Origin of the sequence: Streptomyces lacaronensis (assembly GCF_047337785.1) — a bacterium.
Lineage (GTDB): Bacteria > Actinomycetota > Actinomycetes > Streptomycetales > Streptomycetaceae > Streptomyces > Streptomyces lycopersici.
In genome coordinates this window covers 7,195,892-7,217,380 of the sequence record NZ_JBLHDK010000003.1, presented here as the reverse complement: position 1 = coordinate 7,217,380, position 21,489 = coordinate 7,195,892, and the positions used below count along the sequence as shown (strand labels likewise).

Here is a 21,489-nt window from a genome sequence, read left to right as displayed (position 1 = left end):
GATGGTGGGGCGACTATCAGGACAGAAGGGTCCGTCCCAGCCAGTCGGAGCGGTCCCTCACCCCGGGGAGGGCGAAGAAATAGCCGCCGCCGAAGGGGGTGATGTAGTCCACCAGCGGCTCCCCCGCCAGCCGCTTCTGCACGGTCTCGAACTGGCGCTCGAGGTCCTGTTGGTAGCAGCAGAACAGCAGCCCCATGTCCAAGTTGCCATTGCCGTCCATGCCCCGGTCGTAGTTGTAGGCACGGCGGAGGATGCGCTGGTCCTCGGTCCGGGCGGTGCGCGGATTGGCCATCCGTATATGGCTGTCCAGCGGAATGATGTCGCCCTTGGGGTCCTGTGCGAAGCGCGGGGTGTCGAACTCATGCTGACCGTCCAGCGGGGCGCCCGAGTCCCGGCTGCGGCCGAACATGCGCTCCTGCTCGCTGATCGACACCCGGTCCCAGAACTCCACCAGCATCCGGATCAGCCGGACCACCAGATAGCTGCCGCCGGTGGCCCAGGCGGGCTCCCCGGAGTGGGCGCCCACCCACACCAGACGGTCCATCGCCCGCGCGTCCCCGGTCTCCGGGTTGGCGGTGCCGTCCTTGAACCCCATGTGGTTGCGCGGGGTGCCGGACGGGCGCGGCGGGCTGACGAAGCCGTCGATACGCCAGCGGATCTGCAGCGCGCCCCGGGTGTGGCGGGCGATGTCGCGCAGCGCGTGCAGCACCGTGTCCGTGCTGTCGGCGCACAGTTGGAGGCTCAGATCGCCATGGCACCAGTCGGGATCGAGATCGTCGTCGGGGAAGGACCGCATCGCGCGCAGCCGCCGGGGCTTGCGGTCCCGCAGTCCGTAGCGCTCGTCGAAGAGCGAGGCGCCCACGCCGACGGTCGCGGTCAGCCGGTCGGCGGCCACCTCCGGGCCCAGGGTGCCGGAGTCGGCGGGCGGCGCGGTGATCCCGACCGGATCGGGGGCGCCTCCGGCGGTGAGGAAGCGGCACCGCTCGGTGAGCGTACGGAAGGCGTCGGTCAGCTCCTTGCGGCCCTCGGCCATGGTGTCGAAGGTGATGATCGCGGTGGCCCGCTGGGGCGGGGTGAGGATCCCGGCCTGATGGGTGCCGTGGAAGGGGACGCGGGTGGGCTTCGTCTCCGGTCCGCCCTCCTTCGCGGCCGCCGTGCCCGCGGCCGTGCCGGCCACCGCGCCGACCGTGCCCGCGGCGGCGCCCAGCAGAAAGCCCCTGCGCAGCACCTCGCTCACCGGGTCCTCCGCACATCCATCAGCGCCGCGACCTGGGCCAGCCGCTCCACCAGCGCGCCCGTGTCCGCGTTGAGCCGCCGGCGCCCGGTGCGGCTCAGCCGGTCCAGCGGGGTCCAGCGGTCGCCGTGGTGCGAGCGCTCCAGGGTCCGCTGGGCGCGGTCCAGGTCGCTCTCCAGCTCGGGCAGCCACGGGGCACGGGGCTTCAGCAGCGGCTCCAGCCGGCGCAGCGCGGCCCGGGTGCCGTCCAGATTGGCCCGCGCGGTGGCCAGATTGGTGCCGCTGCCGTAGTCGGTGCGGCCGGTCAGCTCGAACTGCACGGTGTTCTCCATGATCTCGTGCGCCCGCAGGCCCAGGTCGGCCGGGTCCATCCGCTCCTGCGGCCAATCGTCCCGCAGGTCTCGGACGTCCTTGACGAGCCGGTCGGCGACCGGGCGCAGTGAGCTCGCGGACTCGCCGTGCCACAGGCCGTACTCGAGGCGGTGGAAGCCGGTGAAGTCCGGGTCGTGGACCCCGTCGGACAGCCCCGCCGTGGTGCCGTTGATCGCCCCGTCGGCATCGCCGAAGGTGCCATAGGCGGCGCCCATCCGCTCGTACACCAGATGGGCGGGCAGCCACACGGCACGGGCCGTGGCCAGGTCACCGCAGTGGATGGCCGAGCGCAGCGCGTCCGTGCGCCGCACCAGCTCGTCCATCCGGCCCGCCACCCACTTCTGGTAGGCGATGGTGGGCGGGATCAGATCCTGCTGGCTGACCGGGACCGCGGCCGGTCCACCACCCCGCGCCGGTCCGGACACGGTGACGGTGGGCCCGGTGACCGCGTCCGCGTCCTCGGGCAGGCAGACGAAGGCGTAGGAGCCCCCGCCGAGCGTGACGCTCAGCGGTCTGCTGGTGCCGGGGCCCAGGCCCTCCACCTCTCCGTAGACGGCGCCGTTCGCCGGATTGGTGAGATAGACCTCGGCCGGTCTGCTGGAGATGTTCCGCAGATCGAAGACCTGCTTGCCACGGGTGGCATCGGTCCAGCCACGGCCGCAGCCGCCCTCGGACACCTCGACGGAGGTGTGCCGCAGCCCGTCCGATGACTTCGTGGGCGCGCTTCCGCTCGCGGAGGGGTGCGCACGGGAGCCGTCCGAGGAGCCTCCGCCGACCGCCAGCGCGCCGATTCCGACGGCCGTGGCCACCGTCACCGCACCGGCGACCAGCAGATGACGTGCCGGCGGGACCGGGGAGAGATGTTGGCGACGCACGGCTGCATGCTAGGCGCAGTCCGATAAGCGGAATGCCCTGATGGCAAAAGAGCGCCTGGAATTTCGCCGGGATTCAGCTCCCGGTGACCGGCTCCTCGCGCCCTTCGGCGCGCCCGCCCGCGGCCGCGCCACCCGCCGCGCTATCCGCCGCTCCGGGCGAAGAGCGTGCCCAGCCGGTCATGGACCGGATCACGGCCCAGCAGCCGCAGGCCCTCCCAGACCGTGACCTGGTTGGCCGTGAGCACCGGCTTGCCCAGCTCCGCCTCCAGATCCGGAATCCAGGCGGCGGTGTGCAGGGCGGTGTCCGGCAGGAGCACCGCCTGGGCCTCGGGGTGGTCCCCGGCGCGGCCCAGCTCCAGCACCTCCTCCCGGCCCCAGGTGCCGACCTCCGCGGCTGTGATGATCCCGCTGCCGCGCATCGAGACCACCTCGGCACCGGCCGCCTTCAAAAATGCCCGGAAGTAGTCGGCGACGTCCTCCGGGTAGGTGGCGGCGATGGCCACCCGGTCGGCGCCGAGCGCCTGCACCGCGTGGGCGAAGGCGAAGGAGGTGCTGGAGGCGGGCATCCCCGCCGTCTCGCTCAGCTCGCGCACCTGCTCCTTGGCGCCCTCCCAGCCGAAGACGAAGCTGGCACTGGTGCACGCCCAGACCACGGCCCGGGCGCCGCGCTCGGCGAGCTCGGCGACCCCGGCCGCGAGGCGGGCCGCCGACCCCATCTCCAGCAGGGCGTCCACCCGATGGGCGTCCTCACCGATGTCGGTGTGGACCAGCGGAAGCCGGATGTCGCCACTGTCGCCGCCGAGCATGCCTTCCAGGCGCGGGTATTCGTCCTCGGCGGAGTATCCGGGGTAGAGAAAGCCCACCGTGTCCGGGGCCGGGTGCGTCGAGTCCACCATGACTGCCTCCTTGACTGGCGGCCCCCGCGAGCGCCGCCCCTGCACTGCTGTCACTTCTCCTACACCGCGGACGCCCGGCGGGTTCCCACCCGCCGGGGCACCCACCCCGAACGCCGGAGCGGGCCCGGCCACGCCAGGGCGCCCACCCCTTGCGCAGAGGCGGGCCGCCCTTCACATCACGTCACATCACGCCGGGCCGCCGTCTCACCCCGCGGCCGGGCCTCCGGAATCGTCCAGGTAGGGGCCCTCGCCGAGGCCGGTGCCGAAGCCCGGGTCGAGCCCGTCGGCCGGGTCGCCGTCCGGCCCCGGCGAGGCCGCGCCGGCCAGCGCCGCCTCCGGCTCGTCCACCACGGACTCGACCGCCTCCACGGCTCCGAGCATCGACTCGACGACCGGGTCCGTCACCGGGAACGGGCCGCTGGGCGACACCGACATCCCCGCCGGACCGGACCGGGCCACCGGGTCCAGCAGCGCCTGGTACGGCCCCACGGCCTGGGCGCCGATCGCCCGCAGCGCCGCCCACATGGTGACCTGGTTCGCGGACAGCACGGGCATCCGCAGCTCCGCCTCCAGCTGCGGGATCACGTCGTAGGTCGGCAGATTGGTGCAGCTGATGAAGAGCGCGTCGGTGGCCCCGACCACCGCCTGCCGGGCCATGTCGACCACATCGCGGTACGGCACCTTCCAGATGTGCCGGGTCAGTCCGAGGTACGCCCGTCCGGTGACGGTCATCCCGCCCTCGGCGAGATACTCCTCCAGCGAGTCGGTGACGGACTGGGTGTACGGCGTCACCACCGCGATCCGCCGGGCGCCGATCTCCCGCAGCGCCTCCAGCAGCGCGCCCGAGGTGGTCAGCGACGGAATCTCACCCGCCTGGGACATGGCCGCGCACATCGCGCGCTCCCCGGCCACACCGCCGACGAAACTGCCCGAGGTGCACGCGTACGCCACCACTTCCGGTGCGACGGCCGCCAGCGCCTGTACCGCGTCGTGCAAGGTCTCGTGCTCACTCACAAGTCGTGCCAGGTCGAGGCTCACCTCGACGGGTACGAACGGGGTACGGGTGAGGTGGAGGGATACCTCGTCCGGCACCCAGCGCCACAGCTCACGGTCGAGTGCGAAGTCGAACGGTGCCACCACACCCACGCCGCGCTGCGGCCGTGGGCCACCCAGAAAAGAGACGTCCAAAGCGAGCCCCAATACGGAACGGAGGGACTGGACCATTGGCCAGAGATTTGGATGGAGAGAGCCGGCCTGATGCCGGGGACGCCGGGACAGATGCCGTTGTTGACGACGGTAGTTTCCGCTGCCTAGCGTGGTCAATCCTCAAACTGAGGCGCCTGCCCGCTCCTTCTTCAGGCAAACCCATCCACGTTTCGAAACGGTTTCCCGCCTATGTCCGAAAGCACAGTTGTCGTCTTCGGCGACCAGCCGCCGGTCCACCTGGACCGGGTGGCCGGCCGGGCCAAGGTGCTCGTCTGTGACGAGAACTCGCTGCCCCAGGCGCTCCCCACCGCGGATGTGCTCCTGGTCTGGGACTTCACCTCCGACGCGGTCCGCGACGCCTGGCCCGGCGAGGGTCCCCGGCCGGCGTGGGTCCATACCGCGAGCGCGGGGGTGGACCGGCTGCTCTGCCCCGAACTCGTCGCGTCCGACACGGTACTGACCAATGCCCGAGGGGTCTTCGAGCAGCCGATCGCGGAGTATGTGGCCGGTCTGGTGATCGCCATGGCCAAGGACTTCCACGGAAGCTGGGAGCTGCAGCGGCAGCGACGCTGGCAGCACCGCGAGACGATGCGGCTGGCCGGAACGCGCGCCGTGGTGGTGGGCGCGGGTCCCATCGGCCGGGCCGTCGGCACCACCCTGGCCGCGCTCGGCGTGGTGGTCGACCTGGTGGGCCGCACCGCTCGGCAGGGCGTGCGCGGCGGCGACGAGCTGCCCGAGCTGCTTCCGTCGGCCGACTGGGTGGTGAGCGCGGCGCCGCTCACCGACGCCAACCGCGGCATGTTCGACCGCGCCGTCTTCGACCGGATGAAGTCCTCCGCCCGGTTCATCAACATCGGCCGCGGCCCCCTGGTCGTCGAGAAGGACCTCACGGCGGCCCTGGTCGCCCGGCGGATCGCCGGCGCGGCCCTGGACGTCTTCGAACACGAGCCGCTGGCCTCGGACGATCCCCTGTGGGACGTACCCGGGCTGTTCGTCTCGCCCCATATGAGCGGCGACACGGTCGGGTGGCGCGACCATCTGGCCGACCAGTTCCAGGACAACTACGAGCGCTGGTGCGCGGGCGAACCACTGCTCAACATCGTCGACAAACGCCTCGGGTACGTACCGGTGGACTGATCGCAGGACCTGAACGGAGAGCCGGATGACCGACATTCACGACCTGACAGCGGTTCAACTCGTCGAGCGCTATGCCTCCGGCGAGCTCTCCCCCGTCGAGGTGACCCGTGCCGTCCTCCACCGGATCGAGCAGATTCAGCCGGAGGTGAACGCCTTCACCCGGGTGGACGCCGAGGGCGCGCTGCGGCAGGCGGAGGAGTCCGCCGAGCGGTGGCGGCGCGGGGCCCCGGTGGGCCTGGTGGACGGCGTCCCGGTGTCGGTGAAGGACATCCTGCTGCAGCGCGGCGCCCCCACCCTGCGCGGTTCGCGGACCGTACGGCCCGAGGGCGGGCCATGGGACGAGGACGCGCCCTCGGTGGCGCGGCTGCGCGAGCACGGCGCGGTGTTCGTGGGGAAGACCACGACCCCGGAGTTCGGCTGGAAGGGCGTCACCGACAGCCCGGTCCACGGGGTCACCGGCAATCCGTACGACCCCCAGCGGACCGCGGGCGGCTCCAGTGGCGGCAGCGCGGCCGCGGTCGCGCTGGGCGCGGGTCCGCTGAGCGTGGGGACGGACGGCGGGGGCTCGGTCCGTATCCCGGCGGCCTTCTGCGGCATCTTCGCGCTGAAACCCACCTATGGGAGGGTTCCGCTCTATCCGGCGAGCGCGTTCGGCACCCTGGCCCATGTGGGGCCGATGACCCGGGACGCGGCCGACGCGGCGCTGATGATGGATGTGATCTCCGGTCCGGACTGGCGCGACTGGTCCCAGCTGGGACCCGCCGAGGGCGGCTTCCGGGAGGCGCTCACCGCCGACGGGGGCGGGGTGGACGGCCTGCGGATCGCCTACAGCCCCGCGCTCGGCGGCGCGGCCGTGGTCGACCCGGAGGTGGCCGCGTCGGTGCGGCGCGCGGTGGATCTGCTGGCGGAGCTGGGCGCGGTGGTCGAGGAGATCGACCCGGGGTTCGAGGACCCGGTGGAGGCGTTCCACACGCTGTGGTTCAGCGGCGCGGCCCGGGTGGTGCAGCCACTGGGGCAGGAGGACTGGGAGCTGCTGGACCCGGGGCTGCGCGAGATCTGCGCCCAGGGGGCGTCGTACAGCGCGCTGGACTATCTGGCGGCCGTGGATGTGCGGATGGCACTGGGCCACGCCATGGGGCGGTTCCACTCCGCGTACGACCTGCTGGTCACCCCCGCGCTGCCGATCACCGCGTTCGAGGCGGGGGTGGAGGTGCCCAAGGGCTCGGAGCACACCCGGTGGACCGGCTGGACGCCGTTCACCTACCCGTTCAACCTGACCCAGCAGCCCGCGGCCTCGGTGCCGTGCGGCCTCAGCGGCGCGGGCCTGCCGATCGGGGTGCAGCTGGTGGGCGCGCGCCACGCGGACGCGCTTGTGCTGCGCGCGGCGCACGCGCTGTTCGAGGCGGGGCTGGCGGACGGGGTGCGCCCCCCGGCGGCATAAGGCCCATTCCCCCGGGCCAGGGGCGGCCCCGCCCCGGCCCATGGGCTGCGCCGGGCGCAGGCGCGCCAGGCACAGGCGCGCCAGGCACAGGCGCGCCGGGCACGGGCCGAGGGTCTGTGCCCCGTGCGAGGCCTGTGCCCGGTACGAGCCGAGGTCTAGGCGCGGCGGAAGTTCAGCGTCTCCCCCAGCGCCCCCGCGCGCCACAGGTCCTGGCAGGCGTCGGCCATACGGTCGAGGCCGTCCACGATCGTGCCCCAGACGATCCCGGGCACCCAGCCCGCGTCGCCGTTGATCAGCAGGTTGTTCCGCTCGTAGAAGAGCGCCAGGTCGATCACCTGCCGCCGCCCCTGGTGCTTGGCCTCGGTCTCGTATCCGTACGACTTGGTCCCGAGCTGGGTGTCCGTGAAGGTGAAGTAGCACAGGTCCCCGGGGATCGGAGTGATCGTCGGGTTCTCGAGGGGCGGCTCCTCGGGCGCGAAGGGGGGCAGCAGCGCGTAGATCTCGTTACGTGCGTACTTGGCGTGATACACGTCACCCCCGAGCGGCAGGGCGTTCCACACCGCGTCGCAGGTGATCGGCGCGAGATCGTCAAGGAGCTTGGCCGTGCAGCTCACCCCGCGCTTGTCGAGCGAGACCTCGATGAACCGGTCGGCTCGGTCAACCATCGACTTTCCTCCAGGTCGCTTCGGAACCAGTCCTGTCCCAGGGGACTACCCAGACATCGGCTGTATCAAGGGCCGGAAACGACCCGCATACATTTGCCGCAGTCGGGTAGCCGCGCGCCCATGGCTCCACCACGTGGGAAAGACACCGATAGCAGAGAAATAGCAAAAATGGGCCCAAGCCGGCGTGCCCTCCTCGCCGGCGGTGCGGCCCTGGGTCTGCTGGGCGCGGCCGGCTGCAGCCGGGTGTCCGGCTCGGGCGCCAAGGACGGGGGCAATCTGCTGGAGCGGCTCCGGTCGCAAGGGACGGTCCGGCTGGGAATTGCGGGGGAGATCCCATTCGGCTACATCGACGAGAACGGCGAGTTCACCGGCGAGGCGCCGGAGATCGCGAAAGTCATCTTCAAGCGGCTGGGCGTGCCCAAGGTCCAGCCGGTGCCGACCGAGTTCGGCTCGCTCATTCCGGGTCTTCGGTCGCAGCAGTTCGACGTGGTGTCGGCGGGGATGTACATCAACCCCGAGCGCTGCGCCCAGGTGATCTTCTCGGACCCCGACTACCGCATGCGTGACGCGTTCATCGTGCGCAAGGGGAACCCCAAAGGCCTGCACAATTACGAGGATATCTTCAAGAAGAAGGCCAAAATGGCCACCGGTACCGCCTACGCCGAGATCGGCTATGCGGAGGACGCCGGGATCAAGCAGAGCGACATGCTGATCCTCCCCGACCAGCTGGCCGGGCTGCTGGCCGTGGAACAGGGCCGGGCCGATGTCTTCGCGGGCACGACCGTGACCGTCCACAACGTGGTGAAGCAGCGGAACAGCCAGCGGGCCGAGGCCACCGAGCCGTTCCAGGCGTACGTCGACGGCAAGCCGGACATCGGCGCCGGCGGCTTCGCCTTCCGACCGGAGGAGACCAAGCTCCGGGACGCGTTCAACGTGGAGCTGCACAAGATGAAGAAGAGCGGCGAGCTGCTGCGCATCGTGCGGCCCTTCGGCTTCACCAAGGAAGAGATGACCGATCTGACCGCCAAGGAGCTGTGCTCATGACGGCCGGGCTGTGGGAAAACTGGCTTCTTCCGGGCATCTGGATCACCGTCCAGCTGACCCTTTACAGCGCGGTCTTCGCGGCCGTCGTGGCGTTCGGCATCGGGATCGCGCGCACCTCCCGGCTGTGGATCGTCCGCTTCCTGACCGGCTTCTATGTGGAGGTCTTCCGCGGCACCTCGGCCCTGGTGCTGATGTTCTGGCTGTTCTTCGTGATGCCACTGGCCTTCCAGTTCCAGCTGGTGCCGATGTGGGCCGCGGTGCTGGCGCTGGGCCTCACCTACGGGGCGTACGGCTCGGAGATCGTGCGTGGCGCGATCGCCGCGGTGGCCCCGGCGCAGCGTGAGGCGGCCATCGCGCTCAGCTTCACGCCCGCGCAGCGGATGCGCCGGGTGATCCTGCCGCAGGCGATCCCGGAGATGATCCCGCCCTTCAACAATCTGCTGATCGAGCTGTTGAAGGCGACCGCCCTGGTCTCCGCGGTGAGCGTCGCCGACATCACCTTCGCCGCCCAGCTCTCGCGGCTGGCGACCGGTGACAGCCTGGAGATCTACGCGATCATCCTGGTCCTCTACTTCGTGCTGGCCTTCGTCCTCACCCGGCTGATGCGGCTGCTGGAGCGGCGCGCCAAGGCGGGCATCGGCCAGGCCCCCGTGAAGTCCGACAAGGGCCCGCTGGTCACCCGGAAGCTGTCCTCGCGCCAGGAGGCCGAGCAGTCGTCCAACGTCATCACGGCGGGAGGTGCCCAGTGAGCTGGAACTGGGATGTGGCCAAGGACTTCCTCCCCGAGCTGGGCAACGGACTGCTGATCACCCTGGAGGCGACCGCCCTGGGCTCGGTCCTGGCGTTCGCGCTCGGCCTGGTGTGGGCGATGGCCTTCCGCTCGCCGACCCGCTTCGTCCGCTGGCCGGTGGCGGCGGTCGTGGAGTTCATCCGCAACACGCCGCTGCTGGTGCAGCTGTTCTTCTTCTACTACGTGCTGCCGACCTGGGACATCAAGTTCTCGGCGCTCACCACCGGAGTGATCGCGCTCGGTCTGCACTACTCGACGTACACCGCCGAGGTCTACCGGGCCGGTATCGACGGTGTGCCCAAGGGCCAGTGGGAGGCGGCGACCGCGCTCAGCCTCTCCCGCGGCCGTACCTGGACCGCGGTGATCCTGCCGCAGGCCATTCGCCGGGTGGTGCCCGCACTGGGCAACTACGTCATCGCGATGCTGAAGGACTCCCCGATGCTCGCGCTGATCGGCGTCGTCGACATGCTGCAGAAGGCGCGCGCGGAGGGCGCGTCGTCCTTCCAGTACATCGAGCCCTACACGATGGTCGGCATCGCCTTCATCCTCATCGCCTATCCGGCATCCCTTCTGATGCGAGCCCTGGAGCGTCGTCTTGGCCACTGAAACCGACCACACGAACCCTGCCGTGGACGGCAGTGAACTGATCCGCTTCGACCAGGTGACCAAGCGCTTCGGCAGCAATACGGTCCTGGACAACCTCGACTTCTCGGTCTCCTCCGGTAAGCACGTCACGCTGATCGGCCCCTCGGGCTCGGGCAAGACCACGATCCTGCGGCTGCTGATGACGCTGATCAAGCCGGACGAGGGCACGATCAAGGTCGACGGCGACTACCTGACCCATGAGGACAAGGGCGGCAAGCTGGTCCCGGCGGGCGAGAAGCACACCAGAGAGGTGCGCAAGAAGATCGGAATGGTCTTCCAGCAGTTCAACCTCTTCCCCAATATGCGGGTGCTGCGGAACATCACCGAGGCCCCGGTGAACGTACTGGGCCTCAACAAGGACGAGGCCGAGACCCGCGCCCGGGAACTGCTCGACCTGGTCGGGCTCGGCGACAAGTGCGACGCGTACCCGACGCAGCTGTCCGGCGGGCAGCAGCAGCGGGTGGCGATCGCCCGGGCGCTGGCGATGCGGCCGCAGGTGATGCTGCTGGACGAGGTGACATCGGCGCTGGACCCGGAGCTGGTGGCCGGGGTGCTGGATGTGCTGCGTGACATCGCCCACACAACGGACATCACCATGCTCTGTGTCACCCATGAGATGAACTTCGCGCGGGACATCTCCGACGACGTACTGATGTTCGACTCCGGCCGGGTGATCGAGTCCGGACCGCCGGAGAAGATCTTCACCGAGCCGGAGCACGAGCGGACGAGGGAGTTCCTGAGCGCGGTTCTCTAACCCCTCGGCCGGATCGTCCGACCGCTGCCGGGCTGATCATCCGCCCCCTGACGGATAGATCATCCGGCCCCGGGCCGGACCCGGTCCGGCGCTGCCCCCGCGACCCTCCCGCGGGGGCACGCCATTGTCATATGCCGATGACATACGCCCCAGCTGACCGGGGCCGATACGCCTCGGCAATATCCTCAACAGCCGATCCGTATAAGCCCCTTGGCGGTTATCGTGATACAAAGCCACGCCAACCTGCGAGGGGGGAAATCGTGGCGCTCAGGCCCGAGCCGACCGCGCCGTTCCACTCGGTGCAGCACGCCCTCCGCATCCTGGAGGTCGTCGCCAAACACTCGTCCGGCGTCAGCGACATCATGCTCGCCAGGGAGACCCGGCTACCGGCCCACCAGCTCGCCGATCTGCTGCGGATGCTGCGCCGCGAGGGCTATGTGGAGCAGAGCGCCGACGGCGCCTACGTCGGTGGCACCGCCCTGACCCTGCTGGGCTCCGCCGCCCCCGACCGCGGCCACGCCGTCCGGGACAAGCTCCAGCGGTCGCTCATCGCCCTGCGCGACTCGGTGGGCGCGGCGGTCTACCTCAGCCGCTACGTGGACGGCGAAATCAAGATCACGCAATACGCGGACGGGCCGCGCGCCCCCAAGGTCAACGAGTGGGTGGACTTCCGCTCCGCCGCCCACGCCATGGCGCTCGGCAAATGCCTGCTCACCCAGCTCGACCACGACAGCCGCCGCGATCACCTCGCCCGCCACAAGACGGTGCGGCTCACCTCCCGGACCACCACCAACGAGAAGGTGCTGTTCCGCAAGCTGGACAGCCAGCCCGCCACCGTGCCCGTCCTTGACCTGCAAGAATACGCGGTCGGCACGGTCTGCGCGGCGGTGCCGATCAGCGCCGGGCGCTCGGTGGGCTGTCTGGCCCTCTCCCTCCCCCTGGCCCATGCCCACCGCCTCCGCCAGGCCGCCGACACCCTCAACCGAGAGGCGGCCCCGATGCTGCTCTCCCTGTCCATCTGAGCTCATCCGCGCATGGTCAGAACCACCCCTCCGGACCAGGTACTATTTATGTCGTCAGCAGGCGCCGCTAGCTCAGTTGGTTAGAGCAGCTGACTCTTAATCAGCGGGTCCGGGGTTCGAGTCCCTGGCGGCGCACGACTGATCAAGCGAATGGCCCGGGTGCTCTCGACAGCCCCGGGCCATTCAGCGTGCCGCTCCGCCACGCACCTCGAGCGATTCGAGCAGCTCCCCCGTGGCGGCGGCGATGGCCTCGACGGCCTTGTCGAACGCCTCCGCGTTGTGGGCGGCCGGCTGGCGGAAGCCGGAGATCTTGCGGACGTACTGGAGGGCCGCGGCGCGCATATCGGCCTCGGTGACGGATTCGGCGTAGGGCGGGCGGAGCGTCTTGATGGATCTGCACATACTGACGACGGTACGCCGGGGGTACGACAGCCTCTGGGAGCTGTCCGACGGATCTGGACGCCTGCGGCGGGGCCTTGCCTAGGTCGTTTCGGGGCCGTCCAGGACGAAGGCGCGGATCAGGTCGGACAGCGGGCCCGGCTGGTCCTGGGGGATCAGGGTGTAGCTGTCGGGGATCTCCACCAGGCTGCCCCGGGGCAGCAGACCGGCCAGGCGCAGGCCGTGCTCGGGTGGCATGACGCGGTCCTCGGACGCCCAGGCCACCAGGGCGGGGCGGTCGAAGGTGCGCAGGGCGTCGGCCCAGTGGAGCAGTTCGTTCACCGGTGGCACGCCGAGGGCGTACTTCCGCAGGTCGCGGCGTACCTCCGGGGAGGTCCACAGCGGCTGGAACCAGGCGTCCATCAGCTCGCGGTCCACCGGGCGTTTGGTCATCCGGCCCCAGGTCATCGGCAGCCGGCGCAGGGGGGCGAGCTTCAGCAGCTTGAAGGCGGCGTTGAGCCCGCCCGGCAGCTTCGCGGCCAGCCGCAGATTCTTGCCGGGCAGCCCGGGCGGGTAGTTCTCGAACGCCTCGCAGGAGGTGATCACCAGTCGGCCGATCCGCTGGTCGCGGCCGTCGGCGATCAGCGCCTGCGCGCCGCCCCAGTCGTTCATGGCCAGCGTGACATCCGTAAGGTCGAGCCGGTCCAGGAACTCGGCGACCAGCCGGGCCACTCCGAGCACCGACAGATCCGCGTCGGGCCGCATCGGGCGGCGGTGCCCACCCAGGGGGAGGGTGGGGACGACACAGCGGACGTCGGGGGTCAGCGCGGCGACCACCTCGCGCCACAGGGAGCCGTCCATGGCGACTCCGTGCAGCAGGACCGCGACCGGGCCCTCGCCTCCCGTGTCCTCGTACTCGATGGTGCCTGCCGAGAGTTCCACCTCGAGATGCGGCATGGCGCCGACTGTACCCGGGTGATCACCCCAGAGGCAGACCGGCCAGCGTGACCACGGGACGCGTCGCGCCGCCGGACGCGGCCTCCTCCCGTACACCCTCGCCCCGTACGCCCTCGGCCCGTACACCCTCGCCCCTTACGGCCATGTCCCGCACGGCCTCGTCCCTTACGGCGACCGCCGCGTGGTAGCCGGGCGGTGCATCGAGGTCGGCGAAGGCCCAGCCGCGCGGGCCGGGCGGGGCACCGGCGGGGGCCAGGCCCTCGGCGAGCCCGACGTGGTGGGCGCCGATCCCGCCCGGCAGCCCGGTGCCGATGCCCTTGAGGTACGCCTCCTTACGGACCCAGCAGCTCAGGAACGCCTCCTCCCGCAGCCCCTCCGGAAGCGCGTCGATCGCCGCCCGCTCCTCGGGGTGCAACTGCCCGACCAGCCCCGTCAGCCGGGCCCCGGCGCGCCCGGGGTCCCGCTCCTCGACATCGGCGCCGACGGGCACTCCGGCGACGGCGCACAGGGCCGCGTCGCCGGAGTGGGAGAGGGAGAAGTGCAGCGCGTCCTCACCCGCCAGGGCCGGGCGGCCGTGCGGCTTCTCGCAGTCCGGCATGCCGCACGTCTCCCGGGTGAACGCGACCTCGGCCGGGTCGATGCCGAGATAGCCGCCGAGCAGCGTCCGCAGCCCCACGTGCGAGGTCACATAGCGCTCGCGCGCCACGTCCGACCGCAGCCGTGCCGCGCGCTCGCGCTCCCGCTCGTCCAGCATGCCCTCCGCGACGGCGGCGGCAGCGGCGGCGTACGGCGGGATCCGCAGCAGCCATACGGCCACCTCACCGGGGCCTGGGCGGTCCCCGGGGCCGGGCAGGGCGCGGACCGGGGCCCATCGCCGGGGCTCGTGTGCGGGCTGGACCGGGCTGGTGAAGGACACTGTTCAGTTCCCCCGTGCTATCGGCCGATGATGCGCTCACTGTGGACGTACTGACGGTACAGCGGCGCGCGCGGCGCGCCGTGGGTGCCCCGCCGTCGGAGCGCGCCACCACGACCGCTTCACACGCCCCCAACGCCCTTGCCACAAGGCCGCGTTGCCGATCGCGGACACCCGGTGACTTAGGCCACGTTCACGCACCGGCCGACGCGGTCGCCTGTCCGTCCGCACTACGATCGCGCACGTCCGGGCACGATCGGTGATGGGGGTTTGACGACCATGGCGACGGGATTCCTGGCCAAGGCGGCCTCAGCGGTGACCCTCCCGGTGGCACCGCTGTACGGCGCCTTCCTCTCGTACATGATCTTCCACCCGCCCCGCAGACCGCATCACAAGACCCCCGCCGACCTCGGGCTGACCAGCACGGACGTCAACGTTCCGCTGAACGGGCAGCGGGGCCGCGGGCTGCATGTCTGGCTCATCCCCGGCGACGCCGAGCGGGTCGTGGTGCTCGGACACGGCCTGGGGCTCAGCAAGTCCGCGAGCCTGGCGCACGCCCGGCTGCTCAGCGAGGCGGGCTACACGGTCGCCATGTTCGACCACCGCAACCACGGTAAGAGCGTCGCGGACCGGGCGGGCTGGGGCATGAGCGACCGTCACACCGACGATGTGGTCGCCGTGGTGCGGCACATGCGGTCGATGGACGAGTACGCCGCGGCGCGCATCGCGATCTACGGCTTCTCGATCTCGACCTTCCCCTCCTTCTACATGCTCAAGAGGGAGGACTGCCCGGTCGACGCGGTGGTCTTCGACAGCGGCCCGGCGCTGGAGCTGGCCCCGCTGTTCCGGAACTTCGTCGCGGCCGGCGGGGTGCCCATCCCCGGCCCGCTGGGCGCCGGTCCCTCCCGCCCGGTCGTGGAGTCGGTCGCCTCGTCGGCCGCCGTGGCGATGCTGCGGGTGCAGTGGCCGCCGCCGCTCGGGGGCGCGTACGAGCGCACCCCGATGCTCTTCCTGGCCGGTGAGCGCGACACCATGATCCCCGCCTCGGGGGTACGGGCGCTGGCCGAGCGCTATCCGCTGGCCGAGGTGCACACCCTGCCCGACACCGAGCATCTTCAGGGCATCAAGACCCAGCCGGAGACGTACGCGGAGACCGTCCTGGGCTTCCTGGAGCGGACGCTCAAGGACTGACCCTTACGGTGGGCCCGGCCGGACCCGGCCCACCGTAAGGACGCCATGGCGGCGGGTCAGTCCTTCAGTTCGCAGATGACCGCGCCCGCGCTGACCGAGGCGCCGACGTCCGCGTTCAGGTTCTTGACGATGCCGCTGCGGTGGGCGTTGAGGGGCTGCTCCATCTTCATGGCCTCCAGGACCACGATGAGGTCGCCCTCGGCGACGGTGTCGCCCTCGCCCACGGCGACCTTGACGATGGTGCCCTGCATGGGCGAGGCCAGGGCGTCGCCGGAGGCGGCGGAGCCGGACTTCTTGACGGCCTTGCGCTTCGGCTTCTTCGAGCCGCCCGCGGCCTCCCCGGGCGACACCGCCAGGCCGAGGACCGCCGGGAGGGAGATCTCAAGCCGCTTGCCGCCGACCTCGACGACGACGGTCTCGCGGGCGGTCGGTTCCTCGGTCTCGTCCGCCCCGGTCGGGGTGAACGGGGCGATGGTGTTGTTGAACTCGGTCTCGATCCAGCGGGTGTGGATGGTGAAGGGCTCGCTGGTGAACGCCGGGTCCTTGACCACCGCCTGGTGGAACGGGATCGCGGTCGCCATGCCCTCGACCTGGAACTCGGCCAGGGCGCGGGCCGCGCGCTGGAGGGCTTGTGTGCGGGTGGCGCCGGTGACGATCAGCTTGGCCAGCAGCGAGTCCCACGCCGGGCCGATCACACTGCCCGACTCCACGCCCGCGTCCAGCCGCACACCCGGCCCGGCGGGCGGCACGAAGGAGGTCACGGTGCCCGGGGCGGGCAGGAAGTTGCGGCCCGGGTCCTCGCCGTTGATCCGGAACTCGAACGAATGCCCCCGCATCGGCGGATCGTCGTAGCCGATGGCCTCGCCGTCCGCGATACGGAACATCTCGCGGACCAGGTCGATGCCGGTGACCTCTTCGGTGACCGGATGCTCCACCTGGAGCCGGGTGTTGACCTCCAGGAAGGAGATGGTGCCGTCGTTGCCGACCAGGAACTCCACCGTGCCCGCGCCGACGTAGCCGGCCTCTTTGAGGATGGCCTTGGAGGCGGCGTAGAGCTGGGCGTTCTGGTCTTCGGTGAGGAAGGGGGCCGGGGCCTCTTCGACGAGTTTCTGGTGGCGGCGCTGGAGGGAGCAGTCGCGGGTGGAGACCACGACGACGTTGCCATGGGTGTCGGCCAGGCACTGGGTCTCGACGTGGCGGGGCTTGTCCAGGTAGCGCTCGACGAAGCATTCGCCGCGGCCGAAGGCGGCCACGGCCTCGCGGACGGCGGAGTCGTAGAGCTCGGGCACTTCCTCCATGGTGCGGGCGACCTTCAGGCCGCGGCCGCCGCCGCCGAAGGCGGCCTTGATGGCGATGGGCAGGCCGTGCTGCTCGGCGAAGGCCACGACCTCCTCGGCCCCGGCGACGGGGTCGGGGGTGCCGGCGACCAGGGGGGCGCCGGCGCGCTGGGCGATGTGCCGGGCGGCGACCTTGTCGCCCAGGTCGCGGATGGCGTGCGGCGGGGGGCCGATCCAGGTCAGGCCGGCGTCGAGGACGGCCTGGGCGAACTCGGCGTTCTCGGAGAGGAATCCGTAGCCGGGGTGGACGGCGTCCGCGCCGGATTCGGCGGCCGCGGCCAGGACCTTGGCCTGGTCGAGATAGCTGGCCGCCGGGGTGTCACCGCCCAGCGCATAGGCTTCGTCGGCCGCGCGCACATGACATGCGTCCCGGTCCGGATCGGCGTAGACGGCTACGCTCGCGATCCCGGCATCCCGGCAGGCACGGGCAACACGGACAGCGATCTCGCCACGATTGGCGATGAGCACCTTTTGCATGCTCTCTCTTCCCTCTTCCGAAAAGTTCCGTCCCGTCGGGGACGGTCAAGGTGGCTACCCCAGGGCCCGCTCGAGGAAATCCAGCACCACGCTCGCGTAGCCTTCGGGATCGGTCTCCAGCCCGAGCAGATGCTCGGCTCCCGGCAGGACGTGCGTCTCGGCTTGGGCATAGCGCTCGGCCAGCGCGTCCACCGAGGAGGGCGGCACGATCGCATCGTGCTCGCCCGACATGAACAACAGGGGGATCTTGGCGAACTTGCCCGTCGCGGGCGGCGGCCATTGGGCCCGGAGCATGGCCGGTCCCACCGCGCACAGCGTCCGCGCCACCACTGAACGGGCCGGTTCGCCCTTCAGCACGGCGGGCAGCGGCAGCGCCTCCGCCTCCAGGAACTTGCGCAGCAGCGGCGGGACGTCGTGTCCCGGCCCGCTGTCGCACACCAGCGCGTCAAGTTCGAACCCGTCGTGGGTCAGCGCCCACATGGACGAGAAGCACGAGAACGAGAAGCCGTAGAAGGCTATCCGCGCCGTGCCGTACCCGCCCCGGCCGCGCAGATGGGACACCACGGCGGTGACATCGCTCGCGAACCGGTCGCCGAGCCCGAACAGCGCCCGGTCGTCGCTGCTGGCCCCGTGGTTGCGGTGGTCGAACAGACAGACGGTGTACCCGGCGTCGTGCAGGAACTTGGCGTGGCGCAGGCTGTGGTCCTTCGCCGTCGCCATGCTGTGCCCGAGCACCACCACCTTCTCGGGGGACCCCGGGCACAGCCAGGTGTCGAGGTGCTTCCGCGCCGCGAAGGGGACCTTCAGCTCGGTGCAGGGCAGCCCGTGGTCCCGGGGGTGCTCCCGCTGTTCCCGGCGCCGCGGATGGAAGGCCAGATACGCCAGCGAGACCCCGAACAGCGGGGCGACCGGCAGGGCCGCGGCCGAGAGGGCGCGGGCTCCCAGGGAAGGAGGCCGCGCCGACGTCTGGCGTGGCTCGGGCATCTGCGTCCTCCAGGAGGGGGAGTGTCCGTCGGCGGTCAGGGCGTTCTCGTCTCGGTCTGAGCGGGCGGCTGGACGGGCGGGGGGACGGGCGGGTGGCTGGACGGGCGGTCGGAACGGGCGGGGGTACGGGCGCCAACGTGTGAACGAGCGGGCGGGCGAAGAGTCAGCCACAGCCTCCGGCATGGCCCGGATCGGCCGACCGGGCGGCGGCGAAGTCCGCGTCCGACAGCTCGGCGACGTCCACGCCCGGCGCCCCGGCGAGGGGCGTGTCCCGGGACCGGGGTCCGGACCCGGGTCCGGACCCCGAGCCGGACCCCGAGCGGACCGAGGCGACGAAGGGCGCCAGCCGGTCCACGCCCCAGAACTTGTCGTAGCCGTGGGTGAAGAACGGCACGCCGAACGCCCCGGCGTCGCTGAGCGCGAGCAGGGCCCGGAGCCCCCGGCCGGAGCGCAGCTCCTCGTCATCGGCGGCCGCCGCCGCCCGTTCGGCGGGCAGCCCCAGCTCTCCGGCGATGTCCGCGATGGTCGTACGGTCGCAGATGTCGCGGCCCTCCTGCCAGCGCGCTCGGTAGACGCGCTCGATCCAGGCGGGGCCGAGCCCCGCGTCGAGCGCGAGGAAGTACGGCAGATGCGGCACCTCCCAGACCGGGTCGTGATCCACCGGCCAGCTGACCGCGAGTCCGCGGTCGGTCGTCAGCCGACGCACATCCTGGAGGATATAGAGATGCTTCTCCCGGGACATCGCCGAATAGGGGAAGTGATGGCCGTGTTCGGCCATACGGCGCTCTCCTTCCGCGTCCGGCTCCCACCACAGGTGCCATTCCACCGCCTGTGCGACATCCGGATAGCGGTCCATCAGATCACGGTAGGCGATCCAGCTGTACGGGCTGCGAAAATTGAAATAGAACCGCGGTACTTTGCTGCGCTTGGCTGCCACGTCCGTACTCCCTCGCTCGTCCGTCTCCTGCGTAACGCTCGTTCAGCGAGCGATCACATCGTGCACACCGCCCGCACAGCGGTGCGGCGGTGCCCGTCAGAGGACGATGCCGCCGTCCACCTGGAACACCGCACCGGTCACGTACTCCGCTCCGACCAGGTACGCGACCATGTCGGCGACCTCCTCGGGACGGCCGAAGCGGCGCAGCGGGATGCTCTGCTCCGCCTCCTTGCGCACCCGGTCGGAGAGCTCGGCCGTCATATCGGTCTCGACGAAGCCGGGTGCCACCACATTGGCTCGAATGCCGTACCGGCCGGCCTCCTTGGCGAGCGACTTGGTGAAGCCGATGATCCCCGCTTTGGAGGCCGCGTAATTGCTCTGGGTCGCATTGCCGTGGACACCGGCCACGGACGAGATGTTGATGACGCATCCGGACTTGCGTTTCATCATTCCGAACACCACGGAACGGCACAGGTGATAGGTGCCGTCCAGGTTGACCTCCAGGACGCCGCGCCACTCCTCGTCCGTCATCAGCAGCAGCGGGTTGTCCCGGGTGATCCCGGCGGAGGTGACCGCGACCTCGACCGGGCCGAGCGACTCCTCGGTGAAGGCGACCAGCTCGCGCACCGCGCCCGCGTCGCGGACGTCCGTCTGTCTGCCGAGCACCCGTCCGCCGCCGAGCCGCGCCGCCTCCTCCTCCAGCTCACGGGCGGCGTCGGGACTGGAGCGATGGCAGAACGCCACATCGAAACCGTCCCGGGCCAGCCGGAGCACGGTGGCCCGGCCTATGCCGCGGGAGCCGCCGGAGACCAGCGCGACGCGCGGCGTCGGCTCCTCGTCACCGGATGCGCGGCCCGTGTCGTCGGATATTCGGTCGGACATACGGTGAGGTCCTTCTCCCGGGGGTGGTGTGCGGTCAGAACGGGTCGGGCACGGGCGGATCGGGCAGGGACGGGCCGGGCACATGAGGCTCGGCCGCGGGCGGGGCGGTCACGGGCTGATCGGCCACGGACTGGTCGGTCGCGGACTGGTCGGCCGCGGGCGGGACCGCCAGGTCGGAGGCCGGGCGCATGGTCATCGTCAGCCGCCCTATGGTGAGGGCGGTCTCCTTGCCGACCAGGCTCTCGCCCTCGAAGACGTAGGTCTCGCCGACCTGGCGGGCCAGCCGCACATGATGTTCCACCACATCGCCGGGCACCACCGGTCGGTGGAACTCGGCGTCCGCGATGCCGCCCAGCAGCATCGCCTTGCCCGAGCGCACATCGGGGTTGGGCCGGTCCCAGGTGACCAGCACCCCGGCCACATGGCACCAGGACTCGATGAGCACCGTCCACGGATAGTGGTAGTCCTCCTCGGTCGCGGTGTCCGGCATCCCCTCGTACCAGGGTTCGTTGCAGGTGACCGCCTTCAGCCCGCTCGCCCGCTCGCCCGGCACCAGCTCGGTGACCCGGTCGACCAGCAACATGGGGTAGCGGTGCGGCAGCATCCGCTTGATCTCATCGACGGTGATCACCCGGCGTCCGCTCCTCGGTCCTGGTCGCTCCGCTCCCCCGCCCCGGCCGCCGCGCCCGGAGCGTCCCGGTTCTCGAAGCGCAGCCTTATGTGCGCGGCGGGCCCGCGCCCGGTGGCCGCCGAGGCCCGGCAGCGCCAGCCACCGTCCTTGCGCGACCAGACGTATTCGCTGGTCAGCTCGTCACCGGGGTAGACCGGGCTGAGGAAGCGGGAGGACTCGACGGCCGCCAGGACCCAGCGCCCGCCCGGTTCACGCTCCGGCATGGTGGCGAGGGCGCCGCGCTGGACGTACTCCACGACACACACCCCGGGGAAGATGGCGAACCCCGGGAAGTGCCCGGCGAACACCTTCTCCGACGCGCCGACCACGGCCACGCACCGGGCGGGCCGCTCACCGGGGAGGCCAGGGTCCACGACCTCCACGGCGCCGTCCACCGGCCCGCACGCCGCCGCCGTCATCTCACTTCCCCATCTTCGAGTCGAGCAGGTCGTGCACCTTCCGGAGCGTGGTGATGTCCTTCATCTCCCGCTCCTCCAGCTTCACCGAGTACTTCTTCTCCAGGACGACCATGACCTCAAGGGCCATCAGGGAGTCCACGCCGAGGGTCTTGACGAAGTCGGCGTCGTCGGTGACGTCCTCCTCGTCCACGTCGAGCACATCCGCGACGAAGGTGCGCAGCTCGTCCATGTCCAGGGCGGCGGTGGCGTCGGCCATGCGGGGG

Annotated in this window: 23 protein-coding genes and 1 tRNA gene; 9 read left to right on the top strand and 15 right to left on the bottom strand. The window is 71.0% G+C overall.

Annotated elements, in window-relative coordinates:
• Positions 1–16: 16 nt before the first annotated feature.
• The 4 genes from efeB to ACMTAK_RS31415 form a co-directional block, all read right to left on the bottom strand.
• Positions 17–1,237 carry an iron uptake transporter deferrochelatase/peroxidase subunit gene (gene efeB, locus ACMTAK_RS31430; RefSeq protein ID WP_413809289.1) on the bottom strand — a complete coding sequence of 407 codons (1,221 nt, stop codon included), beginning with the start codon at positions 1,235–1,237 and terminating at the stop codon, positions 17–19.
• Positions 1,234–2,481: an EfeM/EfeO family lipoprotein gene (locus ACMTAK_RS31425; protein ID WP_413809288.1), complete on the bottom strand. Its 1,248-nt coding sequence runs from the start codon at positions 2,479–2,481 to the stop codon at positions 1,234–1,236. The genes efeB and ACMTAK_RS31425 overlap by 4 nt, the downstream gene beginning before the upstream one ends.
• 140 nt (positions 2,482–2,621) lie before the next feature.
• Positions 2,622–3,377: a maleate cis-trans isomerase family protein gene (locus tag ACMTAK_RS31420; RefSeq protein ID WP_413809287.1), complete on the bottom strand. Its 756-nt coding sequence runs from the start codon at positions 3,375–3,377 to the stop codon at positions 2,622–2,624.
• Positions 3,378–3,581: 204 nt separating this feature from the next.
• Entirely contained in the window at positions 3,582–4,565 is a 984-nt protein-coding gene (locus tag ACMTAK_RS31415; RefSeq protein WP_044574766.1) for a maleate cis-trans isomerase family protein, read from the bottom strand.
• A 207-nt stretch (positions 4,566–4,772) separates the two neighbouring features.
• Between ACMTAK_RS31415 and ACMTAK_RS31410 the strand changes: the two genes are divergently transcribed.
• Positions 4,773–5,720: a D-2-hydroxyacid dehydrogenase gene (locus ACMTAK_RS31410; protein ID WP_413809286.1), complete on the top strand. Its 948-nt coding sequence runs from the start codon at positions 4,773–4,775 to the stop codon at positions 5,718–5,720.
• A gap of 25 nt (positions 5,721–5,745) precedes the next feature.
• A complete protein-coding gene (locus ACMTAK_RS31405; protein WP_413809285.1) occupies positions 5,746–7,161 on the top strand; it encodes an amidase in 1,416 nt (471 codons plus the stop codon).
• Between the two features lie 155 nt (positions 7,162–7,316).
• On the opposite strand, the gene ACMTAK_RS31400 is transcribed toward ACMTAK_RS31405, so the two are convergent.
• Positions 7,317–7,826, bottom strand: a complete 510-nt coding sequence (locus tag ACMTAK_RS31400) for a DUF3830 family protein (RefSeq protein WP_256652130.1) — start codon at positions 7,824–7,826, stop codon at positions 7,317–7,319.
• Between the two features lie 120 nt (positions 7,827–7,946).
• Here ACMTAK_RS31400 and ehuB point away from each other — a divergent pair, with 120 nt between their 5' ends.
• From ehuB to ACMTAK_RS31370, 6 genes are all read left to right on the top strand, one after another.
• Positions 7,947–8,870: an ectoine/hydroxyectoine ABC transporter substrate-binding protein EhuB gene (gene ehuB / locus ACMTAK_RS31395; RefSeq protein WP_371105991.1), complete on the top strand. Its 924-nt coding sequence runs from the start codon at positions 7,947–7,949 to the stop codon at positions 8,868–8,870.
• Positions 8,867–9,619, top strand: a complete 753-nt coding sequence (ehuC, locus tag ACMTAK_RS31390; RefSeq protein ID WP_413809284.1) for an ectoine/hydroxyectoine ABC transporter permease subunit EhuC — start codon at positions 8,867–8,869, stop codon at positions 9,617–9,619. The genes ehuB and ehuC overlap by 4 nt, the downstream gene beginning before the upstream one ends.
• Positions 9,616–10,266, top strand: coding sequence for an ectoine/hydroxyectoine ABC transporter permease subunit EhuD (gene ehuD / locus ACMTAK_RS31385; protein WP_020871050.1), 651 nt, complete (start codon positions 9,616–9,618; stop codon positions 10,264–10,266). The genes ehuC and ehuD overlap by 4 nt, the downstream gene beginning before the upstream one ends.
• A 22-nt stretch (positions 10,267–10,288) precedes the next feature.
• A complete protein-coding gene (ehuA, locus tag ACMTAK_RS31380; RefSeq protein WP_020871049.1) occupies positions 10,289–11,059 on the top strand; it encodes an ectoine/hydroxyectoine ABC transporter ATP-binding protein EhuA in 771 nt (256 codons plus the stop codon).
• Between the two features lie 260 nt (positions 11,060–11,319).
• Positions 11,320–12,081 carry an IclR family transcriptional regulator gene (locus ACMTAK_RS31375; protein ID WP_413809283.1) on the top strand — a complete coding sequence of 254 codons (762 nt, stop codon included), beginning with the start codon at positions 11,320–11,322 and terminating at the stop codon, positions 12,079–12,081.
• 61 nt (positions 12,082–12,142) lie between these two features.
• Positions 12,143–12,216, top strand: a tRNA-Lys gene (locus ACMTAK_RS31370).
• 48 nt (positions 12,217–12,264) lie between these two features.
• Here the strand turns inward: ACMTAK_RS31370 and ACMTAK_RS31365 are convergent.
• The 3 genes from ACMTAK_RS31365 to ACMTAK_RS31355 form a co-directional block, all read right to left on the bottom strand.
• A complete protein-coding gene (locus ACMTAK_RS31365) occupies positions 12,265–12,483 on the bottom strand; it encodes a DUF2277 domain-containing protein (RefSeq protein WP_413809282.1) in 219 nt (72 codons plus the stop codon).
• A gap of 78 nt (positions 12,484–12,561) precedes the next feature.
• The gene (locus tag ACMTAK_RS31360; RefSeq protein WP_413809281.1) at positions 12,562–13,416 is read right to left on the bottom strand and encodes an alpha/beta fold hydrolase; all 855 of its coding nucleotides are present in this window, start codon (positions 13,414–13,416) and stop codon (positions 12,562–12,564) included.
• A 22-nt stretch (positions 13,417–13,438) separates the two neighbouring features.
• Entirely contained in the window at positions 13,439–14,332 is an 894-nt protein-coding gene (locus tag ACMTAK_RS31355) for a 4'-phosphopantetheinyl transferase family protein (RefSeq protein WP_413809280.1), read from the bottom strand.
• Positions 14,333–14,608: 276 nt separating this feature from the next.
• Between ACMTAK_RS31355 and ACMTAK_RS31350 the strand changes: the two genes are divergently transcribed.
• Positions 14,609–15,520 carry an alpha/beta hydrolase gene (locus tag ACMTAK_RS31350; protein WP_413809279.1) on the top strand — a complete coding sequence of 304 codons (912 nt, stop codon included), beginning with the start codon at positions 14,609–14,611 and terminating at the stop codon, positions 15,518–15,520.
• Positions 15,521–15,576: 56 nt separating this feature from the next.
• Here ACMTAK_RS31350 and ACMTAK_RS31345 read toward each other — a convergent pair whose 3' ends face one another.
• The 7 genes from ACMTAK_RS31345 to ACMTAK_RS31315 all read right to left on the bottom strand — a co-directional run bounded on the left by ACMTAK_RS31345 (position 15,577) and on the right by ACMTAK_RS31315 (position 21,482).
• On the bottom strand, positions 15,577–17,334 hold the full coding sequence (locus tag ACMTAK_RS31345) for an acetyl/propionyl/methylcrotonyl-CoA carboxylase subunit alpha (RefSeq protein ID WP_413809278.1): 1,758 nt from the start codon (positions 17,332–17,334) through the stop codon (positions 15,577–15,579).
• Between the two features lie 54 nt (positions 17,335–17,388).
• Positions 17,389–18,318: an alpha/beta hydrolase gene (locus ACMTAK_RS31340; protein WP_413809277.1), complete on the bottom strand. Its 930-nt coding sequence runs from the start codon at positions 18,316–18,318 to the stop codon at positions 17,389–17,391.
• 163 nt (positions 18,319–18,481) lie between these two features.
• The gene (locus ACMTAK_RS31335; protein WP_413809276.1) at positions 18,482–19,255 is read right to left on the bottom strand and encodes a DsbA family protein; all 774 of its coding nucleotides are present in this window, start codon (positions 19,253–19,255) and stop codon (positions 18,482–18,484) included.
• A 96-nt stretch (positions 19,256–19,351) separates the two neighbouring features.
• A complete protein-coding gene (gene fabG / locus ACMTAK_RS31330) occupies positions 19,352–20,137 on the bottom strand; it encodes a 3-oxoacyl-ACP reductase FabG (RefSeq protein WP_413809275.1) in 786 nt (261 codons plus the stop codon).
• A 34-nt stretch (positions 20,138–20,171) separates the two neighbouring features.
• Positions 20,172–20,768 (bottom strand): 3-hydroxyacyl-ACP dehydratase FabZ family protein, encoded by a 597-nt coding sequence (locus ACMTAK_RS31325; protein ID WP_413809274.1) that lies wholly within the window; start codon positions 20,766–20,768, stop codon positions 20,172–20,174.
• On the bottom strand, positions 20,765–21,226 hold the full coding sequence (locus tag ACMTAK_RS31320) for a 3-hydroxyacyl-ACP dehydratase FabZ family protein (protein ID WP_413809273.1): 462 nt from the start codon (positions 21,224–21,226) through the stop codon (positions 20,765–20,767). The genes ACMTAK_RS31325 and ACMTAK_RS31320 overlap by 4 nt, the downstream gene beginning before the upstream one ends.
• Position 21,227: 1 nt before the next feature.
• Positions 21,228–21,482, bottom strand: coding sequence for an acyl carrier protein (locus ACMTAK_RS31315; RefSeq protein WP_413809272.1), 255 nt, complete (start codon positions 21,480–21,482; stop codon positions 21,228–21,230).
• Positions 21,483–21,489 lie beyond the last annotated feature (7 nt).

What these genes read in the sequence shown, in the direction of transcription:
- ACMTAK_RS31420 (WP_413809287.1), bottom strand. Translation starts at nt 3,377, where the DNA reads ATGGTGGACTCGACGCACCCGGCCCCGGACACGGTGGGCTTTCTCTAC.
- ACMTAK_RS31410 (WP_413809286.1), top strand. Translation starts at nt 4,773, where the DNA reads ATGTCCGAAAGCACAGTTGTCGTCTTCGGCGACCAGCCGCCGGTCCAC.
- ACMTAK_RS31405 (WP_413809285.1), top strand. Translation starts at nt 5,746, where the DNA reads ATGACCGACATTCACGACCTGACAGCGGTTCAACTCGTCGAGCGCTAT.
- ACMTAK_RS31400 (WP_256652130.1), bottom strand. Translation starts at nt 7,826, where the DNA reads ATGGTTGACCGAGCCGACCGGTTCATCGAGGTCTCGCTCGACAAGCGC.
- ehuB (WP_371105991.1), top strand. Translation starts at nt 7,947, where the DNA reads ATGGCTCCACCACGTGGGAAAGACACCGATAGCAGAGAAATAGCAAAA.
- ehuC (WP_413809284.1), top strand. Translation starts at nt 8,867, where the DNA reads ATGACGGCCGGGCTGTGGGAAAACTGGCTTCTTCCGGGCATCTGGATC.
- ACMTAK_RS31365 (WP_413809282.1), bottom strand. Translation starts at nt 12,483, where the DNA reads ATGTGCAGATCCATCAAGACGCTCCGCCCGCCCTACGCCGAATCCGTC.
- ACMTAK_RS31360 (WP_413809281.1), bottom strand. Translation starts at nt 13,416, where the DNA reads ATGCCGCATCTCGAGGTGGAACTCTCGGCAGGCACCATCGAGTACGAG.
- ACMTAK_RS31350 (WP_413809279.1), top strand. Translation starts at nt 14,609, where the DNA reads ATGGCGACGGGATTCCTGGCCAAGGCGGCCTCAGCGGTGACCCTCCCG.
- ACMTAK_RS31345 (WP_413809278.1), bottom strand. Translation starts at nt 17,334, where the DNA reads ATGCAAAAGGTGCTCATCGCCAATCGTGGCGAGATCGCTGTCCGTGTT.
- ACMTAK_RS31340 (WP_413809277.1), bottom strand. Translation starts at nt 18,318, where the DNA reads ATGCCCGAGCCACGCCAGACGTCGGCGCGGCCTCCTTCCCTGGGAGCC.
- fabG (WP_413809275.1), bottom strand. Translation starts at nt 20,137, where the DNA reads ATGTCCGACCGAATATCCGACGACACGGGCCGCGCATCCGGTGACGAG.
- ACMTAK_RS31320 (WP_413809273.1), bottom strand. Translation starts at nt 21,226, where the DNA reads ATGACGGCGGCGGCGTGCGGGCCGGTGGACGGCGCCGTGGAGGTCGTG.
- ACMTAK_RS31315 (WP_413809272.1), bottom strand. Translation starts at nt 21,482, where the DNA reads ATGGCCGACGCCACCGCCGCCCTGGACATGGACGAGCTGCGCACCTTC.